The following is a 20,836-nucleotide window of genomic DNA, read 5'->3' on the forward strand; positions in this document are numbered from 1 at the left end:
CTCCGGTTGTTGAGCCCCCAAGCGGCCCGCAGGATCGGATGGAAACACACAAAAATCGACACCCTCAACTGTCGGCATTCGTTGCACATTCCGCGCCGGACGGCGTAGAACGGTAACTAATTATGCGCGGCCACGAGGCGAATCCGCCCGTGGTCGAAGCTTAAAAAACGGTGCGGGGTACGTTGAGTGGCTGGCTTGTTGAAAGCACGCGCAGCGCGGCTGTGCGCGGGGGTTGCCGCGCTGTCCGTGCTGGCGCAGGTCGGCATGCCGGGCGAGGCCCGGGCCGACAGCGTTATCGTCACCGACCAGAGCGGCTTCGCGGCGGCCGTCAACTCAGCCATTGCCACCGGCCAGCCGGACACCATCACCGCCCAGGGGGGAAGCACCTTCGTCGCGGGAGCCGACTGGACGCTGCCGGGTGCGGCTTCCTCTCTATCGCTGACCTTCGACGCCTCGCCCTTCGACATCGGCACGGTCGATGGCGACGCGACTCTGACGCTCCTGTCGAACTCCACGCTGACGCTGAACAGCACCTCGGGTTCCAGCGCGGGCCGCATCGAGATCGGTAACGGCGTCGGTTCGACGGGCACGCTGAACATCTCCGGCGGCACGCTCACCCTTGCGGGCGACAGCTATCTCTCCTTCGGTTCCGGCAGCGGCACGTTCAACCTCGATGCCGGCATTTTCATCGTCGGCGGCACGGATGGCATCCGCGGCACCGGCGCGTTCAATTTCGGCAATGGCACGCTGAAGGTCGGCTCGACGCTGACCACGTCGAACGCCATGACGCTGAAGACGGGCGCGACAGCGACCGTCGACACCAATGGCAACAGCGCCACGCTCTCCGGCGTGCTGTCGGGCGATGGCGCTCTCATCAAGACCGGCACCGGCACGCTCACCCTGTCCGGAACGAACACCTATACCGGCGCGACGACGGTTTCCGCCGGCACGCTGGCGCTGAGCGGCGGCGCCTCGCTTTCCGACACGGCGCGCCTCACCATCGATGCGGGCGCGACCGTCTCGCTGGCGGCCAATGAGACCGTGGGCTCGCTGGCCGGGGCCGGCACTCTCGCGCTCGGCACCTCCACCCTCACCACCGGCGGCGACAACACCGATTCGACCTACTCCGGCGCCATGTCCGGCACGGGTGGCCTGACCAAGACCGGCACCGGCACGCTGACCCTCTCAGGCATCAGCACCGCGACCGGCGCGCTGATCATCGGCGCCGGCACGGTTGATCTGACCGGCAACGTGGCCGGCGCTGTTCTGGTGCAGAGCGGCGGCACGCTCACCGGCTCCGGCTCCGTCGGCAACGGATCCAATTCCGTTGTGGTGTCGAGCGGCGGCACGCTTCAGGGCGTGCAGGGCGCGGGCCTCTCCATCTTGCGCAACCTGACGCTCAATGCCGGCGCCCAGGTGAATGTCACGCTGGGCGATGCTGCCGTCGGCGGCGTGTTCGACGTGGACAACCTCCTGACCCTGGACGGCACACTGAATGTGACGGAGGCGGCGGGGTTCGGCACCGGCGTCTACCGCATCTTCACCTATCGCGGCCTGCTCACCGACAATGGCATGGAAGTGGCGCCGCTCAGCGATGGGCTCACCGGGACCATCCAGACCTCGGTGCCGCAGGCGGTCAACCTTGTCGTCGACGGGGTGGATGCGACGATCCGGTTCTGGAACGGCACCACCACCGAACCGACGGGCACAATCGAAGGCGGCGCCGGCAGCTGGACGGCGGGCGGCACGACCAACTGGACCAACGGCCTCGGCAATACCGCGCTGGCCTGGAACGGCGGTTTCGCCGTGTTCCAGGGCACGGCGGGCACGGTGACGGTGGACAATGGCGCCGGCACGGTCAGCGCCAGCGGCCTGCAATTCGTCACCTCGGACTATGTGGTGACGGGCGGGCCGCTCACGCTCACCGGGTCCACCCCGGCGACGATCCGCGTCGGCGACGGCACCGCGGCCGGCGCGGCGACGGTGGCGACCATCGCCAGTGAACTGACCGGCACGGCCGGGCTGGCGAAGACCGATTACGGCACGCTGATCCTCACCGGGACCAACAGCTACAGCGGCGGCACGACGCTCACCGCCGGCACGCTGCAGGTGGGCGCCGACGCCAATCTCGGCAATGTGGCGGGCGGCCTCACCTTCAATGGCGGCACGCTGGCGACGACGGCGAGCTTCACCAGCGCCCGCACGGTGGTGCTGGCCAGCACGGGCACGCTGAACACCGCCGACGCGACCACGCTCACGCTTTCCGGCGTGATCTCCGGCGATGGCACGCTCACCAAGTCCGGCACCGGCACGCTGATCCTGTCTGGCGCCAACAGCTTTACCGGCACGATGGCGGTTGCCGCCGGCACGCTCGAACTGAGCGGCGGCGCCGCTCTGGCCGACAGCGCACAGCTCGCCATCGCGACCGACGCCACCGCCGTGCTCAATGCCGACGAGACGATAGGTGCGCTCACCGGGACGGGCACGCTCGCCCTTGGCAGCCACAGCCTTACCCTCGGGGGCACCGATGAGAGCTTCACCTTTGGCGGCGCCGTCACCGGCACCGGCGACCTCACCAAGACCGGCACCGGCACGCTGGCCCTCGCCGGCACCAGCGGCGGCACCGGCACGCTGAACGTCACGGCCGGCACGCTCAACCTCACCGGCACCTTCGCCGGTGGCACCGTGGTGAGCAGCGGTGCGACGCTGCGGGGCACCGGCACGCTGGGCGGCACCGCGCAGGTGCAAAATGGCGGCACGCTCGCGGGCGTGCAGGGCGACAGCTTCACCTTGGGCGGGCTGGTGCTGTCCTCCGGCTCCACAGTCGCCGTGACGCTCGGCACCAGTGCCGGGGTCTTCGATGTCGCCGGCGACCTGACGCTCGATGGCACGCTTGATGTGACGCAGGCGGCGGGCTTCGGCACCGGCCTCTACACCGTCATCAGCTACTCCGGCAGCCTGACTGATAACGGCATAGAACTGGTACCGCTCACCGGCGGCTATGTCGGCGAGGTGCAGACCTCGGCGCCGGGACAGGTCAACCTGCTCGTCGACGGCGCGGTCTCGACCATCCAGTTCTGGAACGGCAGCACCACGACGGCGTCGGGAACCGTCACCGGCGGCAGCGGCACCTGGACAGCGGGCGGCACCACCAACTGGCTCAACAGTGCCGGCACGGTTGCACAGGCCTGGAATGGCGGCTTCGCGATTTTCGAGGGCAGCGCCGGCACGGTGACGATCGACACCAGCGCCGGGGCGATCACCCCCACCGGCCTGCAATTCGTCACCTCGGGCTATGTGGTGACCGGCGGCGCGCTGACCCTCTCCGGCAGCGCGCCGGTGAAGATCCGCGTGGGCACCGGCGCGGCCAGCGACGCGACGATGGTGACGACCATCGACAGCACGCTCATCGGCTCCGGCGGGCTGGAGAAGACCGATTACGGCACGCTGATCCTCACCGGCACCAACACCTATACGGGCGGTACCACGCTCTCCACCGGCACGCTGCAGGTCAGCGCCGACGCCAATCTGGGCGATGCGGCGGGCGGGCTCATCCTCAATGGCGGCACGCTGGCGACGACGACGAGCTTCAGCTCGGCGCGTAATGTCTCGCTCGCCAGCACCGGCGCACTCGCCCCGGCCGACGGCACCACGCTGACACTTTCGGGCGTGATCTCCGGCAGCGGCGCGCTGACCAAGACCGGCGCCGGCACGCTGGTATTGACCGGCGCCAACACTTATACCGGCCTCACCACCATCGCCGCCGGGATCCTGCAGATCGGCGATGGCGGCACCACGGGCTCGCTCGCCGGCAACATCGTCAACGATGCTTCGCTCGTCTTCGACCGCTCGGACGATCTGACCTATGCCGGCGCGATCACCGGCACCGGCAGCCTCGTCAAGACCGGGGCCGGCACGCTGTTCCTCACCGGCAGCAATGATTTCTCCGGCGGCACGACGATTTCCGCCGGGCGGCTGGAAATCGGCGACGGCACCAGCGGCTCCCTCACCGGCAATGTGGTCAACAACGCCCAGATGGCGGTGAATGTCTCCACGGACACCATCTTCTCGGGCGATATTTCCGGCACCGGCAGCTTCGAGAAGAAGGGCGGCGGCAACTATGTCCTGACCGGGACCAACACCTATACCGGCGGCACCACCGTGACGCAGGGCATCCTGACCGTCGGTGCGGGCGGCAGCCTCGTGGGAAATGCCATCGTCGCCGCCAGTATGACGCTGAACTTCGACCGCGACGACGACTCCACCTATGCCGGCAACATTACCGGCAGCGGCGAGGTCGGAAAGCTCGGCAGCGGCACGCTTACTATAACCGGCAATGTCTATGCCGGCGCACTTGCGCTCCGCGAGGGCACGGTACAGATCGGCGACGGCGGCACGACCGGCGACGCGGGTTATATCCGCATCGCCTATGGCACCAGAGTGGTGTTCAACCGCTCTGATACCTATGTGGCCGGCCTTCTTGGTACCATCGGCACTCTTCCGACCGAACCGGCCGTCATCCAGAACGGCACGGGCACGCTCGTCCTGCAATCGAACAACACCTATGCGGGCGGCACCGCCCTCAATGCCGGCACGATCCAGGTCGCGACCAACGCCAACCTCGGCAATGTGAGCGGCGGGCTGTTCTTCAATGGTGGGCGGCTGGCGACCACCGCCAGCTTCTCCACCGCCCGCGCCCTCACCTTCACCGGCACCGGCACGATCGCCCCCTCCGCAGGGACCGCGCTGACCGCCACCGGCACCACATCCGGCGCCGGCCGGCTGGTGATGGGCGGCGCCGGCACGCTGATCCTGACCGGGACCAACACACATACGGGTGGCACCGAGGTGGCGTCCGGTACGTTGCAGGTGGCGACCGACAGCAATCTCGGCGATGCGAGCGGCGGGCTCATCCTTTCCGGCGGGACGCTGGCGACCACCGCGAGCTTCAGTTCGGCCCGCGCGGTCACGCTCAGCAACACGAGCACGCTCAACACCGCGAGCGGAACGACGCTGACCCTCTCCGGCGCCATTTCCGGCAGCGGTACGCTCACCAAGACTGGCACCGGCACGCTCGCTCTCTCGGGCACCAACAGCTCGACTGCCGCGACGAGTGTCTCGGCCGGCGTGCTGACCCTGAGCGGGGGCAATGCGCTTTCCGACGCCGCGCGGCTCACCATCGCCTCCGGCGCCAGCGTCACGCTGACCGACGCCAGCGAGACAATCGGCTCCCTCGCCGGGGCGGGCACCCTCGCCTTGGGCAGCTACAGCCTCACCGCCGGTGGCGACAACACCGATTCCACCTTCTCCGGTGTCATCTCCGGCTCCGGCGGTCTGACCAAGACCGGCACCGGCACGCTCGCTCTCTCGGGCACCAACACCTATACCGGCACGACGACGGTCTCGGCCGGCACGCTTTCGGGCACCGGCAGCGTGGCGGGCACTGTGCAGGTGGCCTCCGGCGCGGCGCTCTCGGGTGCGCAGGGGGCGGGGCTCACCATGGGCGGGCTGCAGCTCGCCGCTGGCAGCAACGTCAATGTCACGCTCGGGACCGCCGGTTCCGGCACCGTGTTCACGGTGAATGGCGACCTGACGCTGGACGGCACGCTGAACGTGACGCAGGCGGCGGGCTTCGGCTCCGGCGTCTACAGCATCATCAGCTACACCGGCACCTTGACCGACAACGGCATGGAGGTGACCCCGCTCACCGGCGGATTCACCGGCCAGTTGCAGACCTCGGTGGCGGGGGCGGTCAACCTCATCGTCGACGGCACCGACCCGACCAACCGCTTCTGGAACGGCAGCACGACCTCCCCGACCGGGACGGTGGTGGGCGGCAGCGGCACCTGGACGACGAGCAGCGGCACCACCAACTGGACCAACGGCCTCGGCACCGTCTCGCAGGCCTGGGATGGCCGCTTCGCCATCTTCTCCGGCACCGCCGGCACGGTGACGGTGGACAACAGCGCCGGCACGGTCAGCGCCACCGGCTTGCAATTCGTCACCTCGGGCTATACGGTGACGGGCGGCACGCTGACGCTCGCCGGCACCGGGCCGACCCTCATCCGCGTCGGATCGGGCGCCGTTTCCAGCGCCGGCACGGTGGCGACCATCGCCAGCGAACTGACCGGCACGGGCGGGCTGGAAAAGACCGATTACGGCACGCTGATCCTCTCCGCCGCCAACACCTATACCGGCGGGACCACGATCTCGACCGGCACGCTGCAGATCGGCGCCGATGCCAATCTCGGCGACGCGGCGGGTGGTCTCATTCTTTCCGGCGGCACGCTGGCGACCTCCGCCACCTTCAGTTCCGCCCGCGCGGTGACGTTCAGCGGCACCTCGGGAATCGCCGCCGCCACCGGCACCACGCTCACCCTCACCAGCGCGATCTCCGGCACCGGAACGCTCGCCTCCTCGGGCGCCGGCACGCTGATCCTCTCCGGCGTGGTGTCCGGCACCGGTGGGCTGGCCCAGACCGGCACCGGCACGCTGATCCTGTCCAACACCAACATCTATACCGGTGGGACGACGTTCTCTGCTGGAACGCTGCAGGTCGCGGCCGATGCCAATCTGGGCGATGCGGCCGGCAGCCTCACCTTCGACGGCGGCACGCTGGCGACCACCGCGACCTTCTCCTCGGCCCGCGCGATCGCCCTGAGCGGCAACGGCGCGATCAGCCCCGCGACCAGCACCACGCTGACCCTGTCCGGTGTGATTTCCGGCACGGGCGCGCTGACCAAGTCCGGTGCCGGCACGCTGATTCTGTCCGGCTCCAACACCTATTCCGGCGGCACGGTCGTGACCGGCGGCACGCTGCAATTCTCTTCTGATGCCAACCTCGGCAGTACGCTTGGGGGAATTACGCTCTCCGGCTCCAGGCTGACTGGGACAGGCCTCTCCGTCGCGTCCGCCCGCTCTGTCACGCTAAGCGGCTCGAACACGATCAGCGCTGCCTCTGGCGAAATCACCCTCAGTGGCACCATCTCCGGTTCGGGAGGTCTGACGGCGAGCGGCGCTGGCCGCCTGATACTCACCGGGACCAACAGCTATTTGGGGGGCACCACCTTAAGCTTGGGTATGCTGCGGATTTTCGCCGACGCCAATCTGGGAGCCGCCTCTGGGGGTTTGACGCTGACCGCCGGCAACGTGGAGACGATGGCGACCTTCAGTTCCGCCCGCGCCATTACGCTGGGCGGCAACGCAGCATTCGAGACAGCTGCGGGCACCACGCTGACCCTATCGGGCGTCATCTCCAACAGCAGCTACGGCTGGCTCAATAAGCGCGGGACAGGCACGCTCGTCCTCACCGGCACCAACACCTTTTCGACCGGCCTGGCCATCTATGGCGGAACGGTTCAGGTCAGCTCCGACGCCAATCTTGGCACCCCTGGCCTTGTCTTCTACAACGGCACACTGGCGACGACGGGGACCTTCACCTCCAGCCGCGCTGTGGCAATCTATGGCACAGGCACGATCAACACAGCCGACGCCACCACGTTGACCCTGTCCGGGGTGGTCTCCGATATCGGCCCGCTGGTGAAGTCCGGTACCGGCACCCTCGCCCTGACCGGCAGGAACACCTATACCGGCGGCACGACGGTTTCCGCCGGCACGCTGCAGATCGCCGCCGACACCGCGCTTGGAAGCCCTTCCGCCGGCCTCGCCCTCTCCGGCGGCACGCTGGCGACGACCGCCAGCCTCACTTCCGCCCGTGCCGTGACGCTTACCGGGAGCGGTACGTTCAACACCGCCGCCGGCACCGCCCTGACGCTTTCCGGCGTCGTCGCTGGCACGGGCAGCCTGACCAAGACCGGCAGCGGCACGCTCAGACTGTCGGGCGCCAGCACCTATTCCGGCGGCACGACGGTTTCCGCCGGCACGCTGGCGGTAACCGGGAGCATCGCCGGCGGGGTTACGGTCTCGGGCGGCACGCTGGCGGTAACCGGGAGTATCGCCGGCGGGGTTACGGTCTCGGGCGGCACGCTCTCCGGCACCGGCAGCGTGGCGGGCACCGTACAGGTCGCCTCGGGCGGCACGCTCTCCGGCACGCAAAGCCAGGCCCTGACCATGGGCGGGCTGCAGCTTGTCTCCGGCTCCAATCTCAACGTCACGCTCGGCACCAGCTTCTCCGGCGGCGTGTTCACGGTGAATGGCGACCTGACGCTGGACGGCACGCTGAACGTGACCCAGGCCGGTGGCTTCGGCTCCGGTGTCTATACCTTCATCAGCTATACCGGCGGCCTCACCGACAATGGCCTTGAGGTAGCGCCGCTCACCGGCGGCTACACCACCGAGGTGCAGACCTCCGTGGCCGGGCAGGTGAACCTGCTGGTCAGCGGCGGCGCCGCGACGGTGCTGTTCTGGAACGGCAGCACGACCACCGCCACCGGCACGATCCAGGGCGGCACCGGCACCTGGTCGGCGGGCAGCACGACGAACTGGACCGACATCACGGGCAGCGTCTCCGAGGCGTGGAACGGCAGCTTCGCTGTCTTCTCGGGCACCGCCGGCACGGTGACGGTGGACACCAGCGCCGGGGCCGTCGATGCCACCGGCATGCAGTTCGTCACGTCCGGCTACACCGTCTCGGGCGGGACGATCACGCTCACCGCACCGGCCACCATCCGCGTCGGCGATGGCACCGTGTCCGGCGCGAGCACGACCGCGACCATCTCCAGCATCCTCGCCGGCACGGCGGGGCTGGAGAAGAGCGATTACGGCACGCTGATCATCTCCGGCGCCAACACCTATACTGGCGGCACCACCCTCTCGGGCGGTACTCTGCAGGTCGCGAACAACGGCAATCTCGGCGATGCGACCGGCGGCCTGACCTTCAATGGCGGCACGCTGGCGACGACCGCGTCCTTCACATCCGCCCGCACCGTCGCCCTTACGGGGGCGGGTACGATCTCGCCCGCCAGTGCCACGAGTCTGAACCTGTCCGGCGAGGTCTCCGGGACCGGCGCCCTCACCAAGTCCGGCGCCGGCACCCTGATTCTCAGCGGGACCAACACCTATTCGGGCGGCACCACGATCTCCGCCGGCACGCTAGAAATCAGCGGCGATGCCAATCTGGGCGCGGTGGCCGGGCTGACGCTTGCGGGAGGCACGCTGTCGACGACGTCGACATTCACCTCCACCCGCGCCATCTCCCTGAGCGGCGGTGGCACCATCCGCAGCGGCAGCGGCACGACGCTGACTCTTTCAAACGTCATTTCCGGCTCGGACGGCCTGACCAAGGCCGGCTCCGGCAGCCTGACCCTGTCGGGCACCAACACCTATAGCGGCGGCACGACGATCTCCGGCGGTACGCTGACGGTGACGTCCGACGCCAATCTGGGCGATGCGGCGGGCAGCATCACGCTCGCCGGCGGCACGCTCGCGGCCACCAACTTCACTCTCACCCGCGCCATCGTGCTGAACGGCGGCGGCACCCTCAGCCAGGTCAACACCACGTTTACCGTGTCCGGCACGATCTCCGGCTCCGGTGGCCTCACCAAATCCGGCGCCGGCCGCCTGACCCTTACCGGCACCAACACCTATACCGGCGGCACGACCATCTCGCAGGGCCCGCTGCGGATCTCGGCCGACGAAAATCTGGGCAATGCGTCGGGCGGGATCACCTTCGCGGGCGGCTCGCTGGAGACGACGGCGACCTTCAGCTCCGCCCGCACCATCACCATGAACAGCAATGGCACCATCAACACAGCCGATGGCACCACGCTGACCCTCTCGGGCGGTATCAGCGGCAGCAGCCGCAGCCTCACCAAGACCGGCACCGGCACGCTCGTCCTCTCCGGCACCAACACCTATACCGGCGGCACGCTGCTCAATGGGGGTGTCGTACAGGTCGCTGAGAACGCCAACCTTGGCAGCGCCTCGGGCATCCTCACCTTCAATGGCGGCACGCTGGCGACGACGGAAAGCTTCAACGCCTCACGCAACGTCACGCTCACCGGCACCGGCACCTTCGACACCGCCGCCAACACCACTCTCACCCTCACCAGCGTGGTCTCCAGCAACGGCGGGCTGGTGAAGACCGGCGCCGGCACGCTGGTCCTGACCGGAACCAACACCTATCTGGGCGGCACCACGGTTTCCGCCGGCACGCTGCAGATCGCGGCCGATAGCGGGCTCGGAAACGCCTCTACCGGCCTCGCCCTCTCCGGCGCCACGCTGGCGACGACGGGCAGCTTTACTTCCGCCCGCGCCGTGGCACTCACCGGCGCCAGCGGGTTCGATACGGCCGCGAGCACCAATCTGACGCTCTCCGGCGTTCTCTCGGGCACGGGCAGCCTGACCAAGACCGGCAGCGGCACGCTCAGCCTGTCCGGCACCAACACCTATTCCGGCGGCACCACTGTTTCCGCCGGCACGCTGACCGTGAGCGGAAGCATTGCCGGCGGCGTGACGGTCTCGGCGGGCACCCTCGCCGGCAACGGCAGCGTGGCAGGCACGGTGCAGGTGGCCTCGGGCGGCACGCTCACCGGCGTGCAGGGAAGCGGCCTCACCATGGGCGGGCTGCAGCTCAATTCCGGTACCAATGTCGACGTCACGCTCGGCAACACCTTCGCCGGCAACGTATTCACGGTGAATGGCGGCGTGACGCTGGACGGCACGCTGAACGTGACGCAGGCGGCCGGCTTCGGCAACGGCCTCTACACGCTCATCAGCTATACCGGCAGCCTCACCGACAACGGCCTTGATGTGACCGCGCTGAGCGACGGCTACAGTGCCGAGGTGCAGACCTCGGTGACGGGCCAGGTCAACCTCATCGTCAGCGGCGGCACCTCGTCGACGCTGTTCTGGAACGGCAGCACCACCACCGCCACCGGCACCATTCAGGGCGGCACCGGCACCTGGACGGCGGACGGCACCACCAACTGGACCGACAGTGCGGGCACCGCGTCGCTGGCCTGGAACAGCGGCTTCGCGGTCTTCGCGGGGACGGCTGGCACGGTGACGGTCGACGCTGGCGGCGTCAGCGCCACCGGCATGCAGTTCGCCACCTCCGGCTACACCGTCTCGGGCGGCACCCTCACACTGGCCGGCACCGGGCCCACCCTCATCCGCGTCGGCGACGGCACCGTGTCCGGTGCGAGCATGACCGCGACCATCTCCAGCGTGCTCGACGGCACGGTGGGGCTGGAGAAGAGCGATTACGGCACGCTGATCCTCTCCGGCGCCAACACCTATACCGGCGGCACGACGCTCACGGCCGGCACGTTGCAGGTCGACGCCGACAACAATCTGGGCGGCACCGGCGGCCTCACTTTCAATGGCGGCACGCTGGCGACCACCGCGACCTTCACGTCTGCCCGTACCGTCGCCCTGACCGGCGCAGGCACCCTCGCGCCCGCCATGGGCACGACGCTCACTTTGTCGAACGTCATTTCGGGCGCAGGGGGGCTCATCAAGTCCGGCGCCGGCACGGTGATCCTGTCAAACACCAGCAACACCTATACCGGCGGCACCACGATCGCGGCCGGCACGCTGCAGATCGGCAACAACAACAGTCTCGGCAACACGTCGGGCGGGATCACCTTCACCGGCGGCACGCTGGCGACGACGGCAAACATGACCGTTGCCCGAACGGTCCTGCTGAGCGGCAACGGAACCCTCACCCCGAGCACCACCACCACGCTGACTCTGTCCGGGGTCGTCTCGGGCACAGGCAGCCTCATCAAGACCGGCGCCGGTTCGCTCACCCTCTCGGGGACCAATACCTATTCGGGCGGCACGTCGGTGACCGGCGGCACCCTGACGATCAGCGCCGACGCCAATCTGGGCAATGCGGCGGGCGGGCTCACGCTTTCCGGCAGTACCACCCTCGCCATATCGTCCGGGATGACGTCGGCCCGCGCGATCACGCTGAGCGGTGACGCCACCATCAGCGTCTCCGGTACGGCTACCCTCTCCGGTACCATTTCGGGTACCGCAGCGCTGACCAAGAGCGGCACCTCTACGCTCATCCTGTCCGGCACCAACACCTATTCCGGCGGCACCACGGTCACCGCCGGGACATTGCAGATTTCGTCCGACGCCAATCTGGGCAACACGGCCGGTGGGCTCACCTTCACCGGCGGCACGTTGACCACGACGGGCACCTTCAGTTCCGCGCGCGCCGTCGCCCTGAACGGCAACGCCGCCATCAATACCGGATCCGCCACCACGCTCACCCTGTCGGGCGTCGTCTCCGGCTCCAGCCTACTGACCAAGAGCGGCGCCGGCACCCTCGTTCTCACCGGCACCAACACCTATACCGGCGGGACGACCGTCACGGGGGGCACGCTGCAGGTCGGCACTGACAGCAATCTGGGCGACGCGGCCGGCGCGCTCACCCTAAATAGCGGCACGCTGGCGACGACGGGCACGTTCACTTCCAGCCGCACCGTCACGCTCACCACCTCAGGCACATTCGACACCGCCACCGGCACCACCCTCACCCTTACAGGCGGAGTCTCCAGCACCGGCGCGCTGGTGAAGACCGGTGCGGGTGTGCTTGTTCTGAGCGGGACCAAAGCCTATTCGGGCGGCACCACGGTTTCGGCCGGCACGCTGCAGATCAGCGCCGATAATAACCTTGGCACGGGCGCACTCACCCTTTCCGGCGGCACGCTGGCCAGCACGGCGACCCTCACCTCGACGCGCGGGGTCACCCTCACCGGCACGGGCACACTCTCGCCCTCGACCGGCACCACGCTCACCCTTTCGGGCATTGTCACCGGCTCGGGCGCGCTCACCAAGTCCGGCGGCGGCACGCTGGTGCTTTCAGGCGCCAACAACTATGGGGGCGGCACCACCATCACGGGCGGCGTGCTGGAGATCTCCAGCGCCGGCAATCTCGGCACCGGCACGCTCGCCATCGGCACCGGCACGCTGTCCACCACCCAGACCCTGACCTATGCGAGTGCGGTCTCCCTCACCGGCAACAGTTCCTTCAACCCGGCCGCCAGCACGACCCTCACACTTTCCGGGGTCGTCTCCGGCACCGGCTCGGTCAATATGGCCGGCGCGGGAACGCTGGTGTTCTCCGGCACCAATACCTATTCCGGCGGCACCATCCTCTCCGGCAGCGGCACGCTGCAAATTTCCAGCGACGGCAATCTGGGCAATGCCTCCGGCGGCGTGACGCTCGACGGCAGCACGCTGGCCATCGTTGCCAACTCCATCACCTCCGCCCGCAGCTTCTCCGCGGTCGGCAGCAGCGCCATCAATGTTGACACCGGCCTGACTCTCACCCTCACGGGCAGCGTTTCCGGCACCGGCTCCTATCAGAAGACCGGCGCGGGCACCCTCATTCTGGCGGTCGCCGATACGCATAGCGGCGGCACCACCGTTTCGGGCGGCACGCTGCAGATCGGCAATGGCGGCACCTCCGGCAGCCTTGCCGGCGATGTCACCAACAACGCGGTCCTGGCATTCAACCGTTCCGACAGCGTCAGCTTCGGCAGCGAGATTTCCGGCAGCGGCTCGGTGACGCAGGCGGGCAGCGGCACGCTGATCCTCACCGGCACCAACACCTATACGGGCGGCACCTTCGTCACGGCCGGCACGCTGCAGGTGAGCGCCAGCGCGAATCTGGGCACCGGCGCGCTCACCCTGGCGAGCGCCACCCTGGCGACCACCGGCAGCTTCAGCTCCAGCCGCGCCGTCACGCTGACCGGCACCGGCACGGTCGACACCGCCACCGGCACCACGCTCACCCTTTCCGGGGTGGTCGCGGGCGACGCGCTGGTGAAGTCCGGTGCCGGCACGCTCATTCTATCCGGAACGAACACCTATACCGGCGGCACCACGGTTTCCGCCGGTACGCTGCAGATCGGCGCGGATGGCGCGCTCGGCAGCGGGGCGACGACGGTCACGGCCGACACCACGCTGGCCTTTGGCAGCGGCACGAGTGTGGCGAACGCGCTTGTCGTCAACACCGGCGTCACCGCGACACTCAATGTCGCCTCCGGTTCGGCAACGCTTGCCGGCGCGATTTCCGGCCAGGGTGCGCTGACGAAGACGGGGGCCGGCACGCTGGTGCTCACTGGCGCCAACAGTTCTTCCAGCACGCTGACGATCACTGAGGGCACCCTCACCGCCGGGGCGGCGGGCGCGCTCTTCAGCAGTGCGGCGGTCAGCATCGCCGACAGCGCGACGCTGAACCTCACCGCCAGCCAGACGATTGGCGGGCTGAGCGGCAGCGGCACGGTGACCACCAACACCTACCGGCTGACCCTCGACTCCGCGAACGACAACACCTTCAGCGGCACCATCACCAATACCGGCAATGCCTGGGACAGTTCCTACGGCACCTTCACCAAGACGGGCAGCGGCACACTCACCCTCGGCGGCGCCACCATCACCGGCGGCGAAGCCTATATCGAGGGCGGCTCGATGGCCGTGGGTTACGGCACGACCGCTATCGACTATCTCGCGGTCGGCACCGGCACGACGTCCGGCACGGGGAATACCGGCAGCCTCACCGTCACCGGCGGCACGCTCAATATCGGCGTCGCGCTGCAGGTCGGCGACTGGGGCGGCACGGGCACGGTGAACCAGACCGGCGGCACCGTGAACGTGCAGGCCACCTGCGGCGACCTCTCCCGCTGCGCCAGCCTCAATATCGGCAATCAGGGTGGTACCGGCACCTACAACATCTCCGCCGGCACGCTCAACCTTATCGGCGGGCTCAACAATCTCGGCCGCAGCACCGGCACGCGCGCGGCGAGCACGGGCACGCTCAACATCAGCGGCACGGCCCTTGTCGTCGTCCAGACGGATGCGAACGGACCGGCGAGCCTGGTGCTGGGCAACCGCAGCGAAGGCGCGACCAATAACGGCACCGGCGCCATCTACCAGACCGGCGGCACGCTGACGATCTCGCAGTCCTCGCACCTCTACCTCTCCGCCTATGGCAATGGCCGCTACGACCTGCTCGGCGGCACGCTGCAGGTGGGCGGCAGCGACGGGCTGGTGGGCAAGTACACCGGCGGCGCCGGCGGCACCTATGAGTTCAATCTGGGCGGCGGCACGATCCAGGTCATCGGAGCCAATCTCAGCACATCGGTGAACGCCACACTGGTGGCGGAAACGACCAGCACCGTCGACACCAACGGGTTCAATGCCACCTGGTCCGGCGTGCTCTCCGGCGATGGCGTACTCGTGAAGACCGGCGACGGGACGCTCACCCTCTCGGGCACCAACACGTTTACCGGCGGGCTGTTCCTCACGGGCGGCACCGTCTCAGTGGCGAGCGACGCCAATCTGGGCGATGGCGACAGCGTGCTGACAATGGTGGGTGGCACGCTCGCCACCACGGCGTCCTTCACCTCGAACCGCCGCGCCGAGTTCACCGCCGATGGCGTCTTCGCCGTGGCGACCGGGACGACGCTCACCCTCACCGGCTCTCTGGAGGGCAGCGGCGCGCTCGTGGTGGCAGGTGCCGGCACGCTGGTTCTCACCGAAGACAACACCTATGAAGGCGGTACCGAGCTGAACGCCGGCACGCTGCAGGTGTCCAGCGAAGACAAGCTGGGTTATGGCGGCCTGACCTTTAATGGCGGCACGCTCAAGACCACTGCCACCTTCGCCTCGGGACGCAGCGTCACGCTTACCGGCGCCGGCACCTTCAGCACGGACGCCGACACCACGCTCACCCTGTCCGGCGAGATCTCCGGCGACGGCTCGCTCACCAAATCCGGCGCCGGTACGCTGGTGCTCTCCGGCACCAACACCTACACCGGCGGCACGACGATCTCTGCCGGCACGTTGCAGGTCAGCAGCAATACGGCGCTTGGAACCGGCACACTGACCCTGGGTGGCGGTACCCTCTCCACTACCGGCACGTTCAGTTTCAGCCCGAATGTAACCCTTTCCAGCAGTTCCTCTGTTTCCGTCGCCACCGGCACCACGCTGACGCTCGGCGGTATTCTCTCCAGCACCGGCGCCCTCACCAAGACCGGCGCAGGCACGCTCGTCCTCTCCGGCGTTAATACCTATACCGGCGGCACCACCATCGCGGGCGGCACGGTCCAGATTGCGGCGAACAGCGGCCTTGGTGGCAGCGGAGGCGTCACCTTCTCGGGCGGAACGTTGGTCGTCACGGGAACCTTTACCAATTCGCGCGTCACCACATTGTCCGCAAGCGGCGGCACATTCGCACCGGCATCCGGGGCGACCCTGACCTGGAACGGAAAAATCAGCGGGTCCGGCGCGCTCACCCTGTCCGGCGCCGGAACGCTGGTTCTCGGCGGGGCCAATGAGTATTCCGGTGGCACGACCATCAGTGCCGGCACGGTGAGGATCAATGCCGACAGCCGTCTTGGCGACGCAAACGGCGCCTTGACCCTGGCGGGCGGCACACTTGCGACCTCGACGACATTGTCGACGAGCCGCGACATCACCGTCACCGGCACGGGAGCCCTTGCCGCAGCCGCGAGCACGACGCTGACCGTGGCCGGGGTGATCGCGGGGATGGGGGCCTTGGCGCAGACCGGCGCCGGCACCGTCATTCTTTCGGGCTCGAACACTTATTCGGGCGGGACGGCCATATCGGCCGGCACGGTCCAGGTCTCCTCGGACGGCAATCTCGGCGATACTGCGGGTGGCCTGACCTTGTCGGGCGGCGGCAAGCTCGCGGCGTCGGCCACGGTCACGTCGAACCGGGCGGTGGCCCTCGACGGTGCCGGGGCGTTCGCGCCGGCGACCAGCATGAGTCTGACGCTCGGCGGCGTGATTTCCGGCCTCGGATCGCTGACCCAGTCCGGCGCGGGAACGCTCATCCTTACGGGAACCAACACCTATTCGGGCGGCACGACGATCTCGGCCGGAACCCTGCAAGTGTCCGCCGACGAAAATCTGGGTAACGCCGCAGGAAGTCTTACCATTAGCGGGTCGACCAGCTTCGTCACCACGGCAAGCTTCAGCTCCGGCCGGGCCGTGATCCTCGCTAACGGCTTCATCAGGCCGGCCGCCGGTACCACGCTCACGCTGTCCGGGGAGCTCTCCGGTACCACTCTCAGAATGGCGGGCGCCGGCACGCTCATCGTCACCGGGACTAACACATATACCGGCAACACCAGCATAACCACCGGCACGCTTCAGGTGTCGGCCGACGCCAACCTTGGTGCCGGCACCGGGATCGCGTTCTCGAACGGCACGCTGGCGACCACGGGAACGTTCTTGTCCGCCCGCACGGTGTCATTGAACACTGGAACAGGCACCTTCGCCACGTCCACCGGTACCACGCTCACCCTCTCCGGCAAGATCTCGGGCGGCGGCAGCCTGACCAAGACCGGCGCCGGCACGCTCATCCTCACCGGCACCAACGACTATACCGGCGGCACCACCGTCTCGGCGGGCACGCTGCAGATCGGCGACGGCGGCAGCACCGGCAGCATCACCGGCGCCGTCAGCCTCGCCAGCGGCACCATCCTGACGTTCGACCGCAGCGATGACATCACCTATTCCGGCACGATCTCCGGCGGCGGCACACTCATCAAGGCCGGCGACGGCACGGTGACTCTGAGCGGCACCAACACCTATAGCGGCGGCACGACGATCTCCGCCGGCACGCTGCAAGTGAGCGCGGATGCGAATCTGGGCGATGCGTTGGGCGGGCTGACCCTCGACGGCGGCACGCTCAAAACGACGGCCTCCTTCAGCTCCGCCCGCGCCGTCGCCCTCACCGGCGCTGGCACGTTCAGCACCAACGCCGACACCACGCTGACCCTCTCCGGCACCATCTCCGGCGACGGATCGCTGACCAAGACCGGCGCCGGCACGCTGAGCCTCACCGGCGAGAACAGCTTCACCGCGGCCACCACGGTCTCGGCGGGCACGCTGGCGCTGAGCGGCGGGTCGTCACTCTCCGATACGGCGCGCCTCACCATAGAGGACGGCGCCAGCGTCACGCTCGCGACCGCCGAGGTCGTGGGCTCGCTGGCCGGTGCGGGCAGTCTTTCCGTCGGCAACCAAAGCCTCACCGCCGGCGGTGACAATAGCAGCACCACCTTCTCCGGCACGATCTCCGGCAACGGCACACTCGCCAAGGCCGGCACCGGCACGCTGACGCTGAGCGGCACCAACACCTATGGCGTCGCCACCGTGATCAATGCCGGCACGATCTCGATCAGCGACGACGCCAATCTCGGCGCCAGCACCGCCTGGCTTTTCCTCGAGAGCAGCACGCTGCAGACGACGGACGACGTCACCTCCGCTCGTACCGTGAATGTCGCCGGCACCGGCACGTTCGACACCGCGACCGGCACCACGCTGACACTTTCCGGCGTCATCTCCGGCGTAGGCGGCCTGATCAAGACCGGCGCCGGCACGCTCATCCTCACCGGCACCAACAGCTACACCGGCGACACCACCCTCGCCGCCGGCACGCTCTCGATCAGCGCCGACGCCAATCTCGGCGGAGAGTCGGGCGCGCTCATCTTCACCGGCGGCACGCTCGCCACCACGGCGTCCTTCACCTCGAACCGCCGCGCCGACTTTACCGCCGATGGCGTCTTCGCCGTGGCGACCGGGACGACGCTCACCCTCACCGGCTCTCTGGAGGGCAGCGGCGCGCTCGTGGTGGCAGGTGCCGGCACGCTGGTTCTCACCGAAGACAACACCTATGAAGGCGGTACCGAGCTGAACGCCGGCACGCTGCAAGTGTCCAGCGAAGACAAGCTGGGTTATGGCGACCTGACCTTCGACGGCGGCACGCTCAAGACCACCGCCACCTTCGCCTCGGGACGCAGCGTCACGCTCACCGGCGCCGGCACCTTCAGCACGGATGCCGACACCACGCTTACCCTGTCCGGCGAGATCTCCGGCGATGGCGGCCTGACCAAGGCCGGCACGGGCACACTCATCCTCTCCGGCAGCAACAGCTACACCGGCGGCACGACGGTCTCCGCCGGGACGCTCTCGATCGGCGCCGACGACAATCTCGGCGGCACCGGCGCGCTCACGCTCTCCGGCGGCACGCTGGCGACGACGGGCACCTTCAGTTCCACCCGCGCCGTCACCCTCACCGGCACCGGCACGATCAACACGGCCACCGCTACGACGCTCACCCTCTCCGGGGTGGTTTCCAGCGGCGCGCTGGTGAAGTCCGGCGCGGGGACGCTCGTGCTCACCGGGACAAACACCTATACCGGCGGCACGACGATCAATGGCGGGACGCTGCAGATCTCGCAGGGAACCAATCTCGGTGGCACAGGTTCGCTGACGCTCAATGGCGGCACCCTCGCCACGACGGGCAATTTCACCCTCACCAGATCCGTATCGCTCACGGGCACCGGTACCTTCTCCCAGGCTGCCGGGACGACGTTGACCGTGACGGGTAACATTACGGGCAACGGCGGGCTGATCAAGACCGGCGACGGTACGCTGGTTCTGGAGGACAACAAAACCTATAGCGGCGGCACCACGGTGGCGGCCGGGACGCTCGAGATCGGCACGAACCAGAATCTCGGAAACAACTCTGCCGGCCTGACCCTGTCCGGCGGCACGCTGTCCGTAACCGGTTCGTTCTCTTCGAGCCGCGCGGTTACACTGACCGACGGCACCAGCAGCACCATTTCCACGGACGATGAGGTTTCCCTCACTCTCGACGGCACTCTCTCCGGCGGGGGGGCGCTGACCAAGAGCGGCGCCGGCACGCTGGTGCTGGCGTCGAGCTTCAACAGCTATTCCGGCGGCACCACCGTCTCGGGCGGCATCCTGCAGATCTCCGACGACGGCAATCTGGGCGCCAGCACCGGCGGCCTCACCCTCAATGGCGGCACGCTCGCCATCGTCAGCGCAGATATCACTTCCGCCCGCGCGGTCTCGATTGCCGGCAACAGCGCCATCAACGTCGATCCCGGCCTCACCCTGACCCTCAGCGGCACCATTTCCGGCGCGGGGTCCTACTCCAAGACCGGCGACGGCACGCTGATCCTGACGGGTGATGATACCCATGACGGCGGCACTTCCGTCAGCGGCGGCACGCTGCAGGTCGGCGATGGCGGCACCTCCGGCAGCCTGGTCGGCGATGTGATCAATGACGCCGCCCTCGTCTTCAACCGCTCCGACACCTTCAGCTTCGCGGGCGGGGTCTCCGGTTCCGGCTCGCTCACCCAGGCGGGCAGCGGCACCCTCATCCTCACCGGATTCAGTGACTACTCCGGCGGCACCACCATCGCCGCCGGCACGCTGCAGATCGGCGATGGCGGCACGACGGGCTCCCTGACCGGCGATGTGGTCAATGAAGGCGCCCTCGTCTTCAACCGCACCGATGATGTGACCTTCGACGGCACGATCTCCGGCTCCGGCACGGTGACGCAGGCCGGTACGGGCACGCTGACCCTGACCGCCAGCAACAGCTATACCGGCGGCACCACCATTTCCGCCGGCACGCTCTCGATCAGCGCCGGCGCCAATCTCGGCAGCACGGCGGGTTCTCTGACGATCGGCAACGGCACCCTGGCGGTGACCGACAGCGTCAACTTGCTGCACCTCATCACCCTCACCGGCAATGCCGCCTTCGCCCCCAGCAGCACGGCGACGCTGACGATCGGCCGCGAGATTTCCGGCACCGGCTCGCTCACCATGTCCGGCGACGGCACGCTGGTCCTTTCCGCCGAGAATACCTATGAGGGCGGCACCACCGTTGCCGCCGGCACGCTGTCGATCAGTGCCGACGCCAATCTCGGCGATGAGGAGGGCGACCTCACCCTCAACGGGGCCACGCTGGCGACGACGGCGACCTTCGCCTCCGCGCGCGACATCACCCTCACCGGCGGCGGCACGGTCAGCACCGATACCGCCACCACCCTCACCCTCTCCGGTGTCCTCACCGGCG

Annotated in this window: 1 protein-coding gene; it reads left to right on the plus strand. The window is 68.3% G+C overall.

The window, feature by feature from the left end:
• Nucleotides 1-195: 195 nt before the first annotated feature.
• Nucleotides 196-20,836: autotransporter-associated beta strand repeat-containing protein (locus J2S75_RS04270; RefSeq protein ID WP_307018448.1), on the plus strand; the 20,641-nt coding region annotated here is incomplete at its 3' end.

Origin of the sequence: Ancylobacter polymorphus, from assembly GCF_030813495.1 — a bacterium.
In the GTDB taxonomy this organism is placed as follows: domain Bacteria; phylum Pseudomonadota; class Alphaproteobacteria; order Rhizobiales; family Xanthobacteraceae; genus Ancylobacter; species Ancylobacter polymorphus.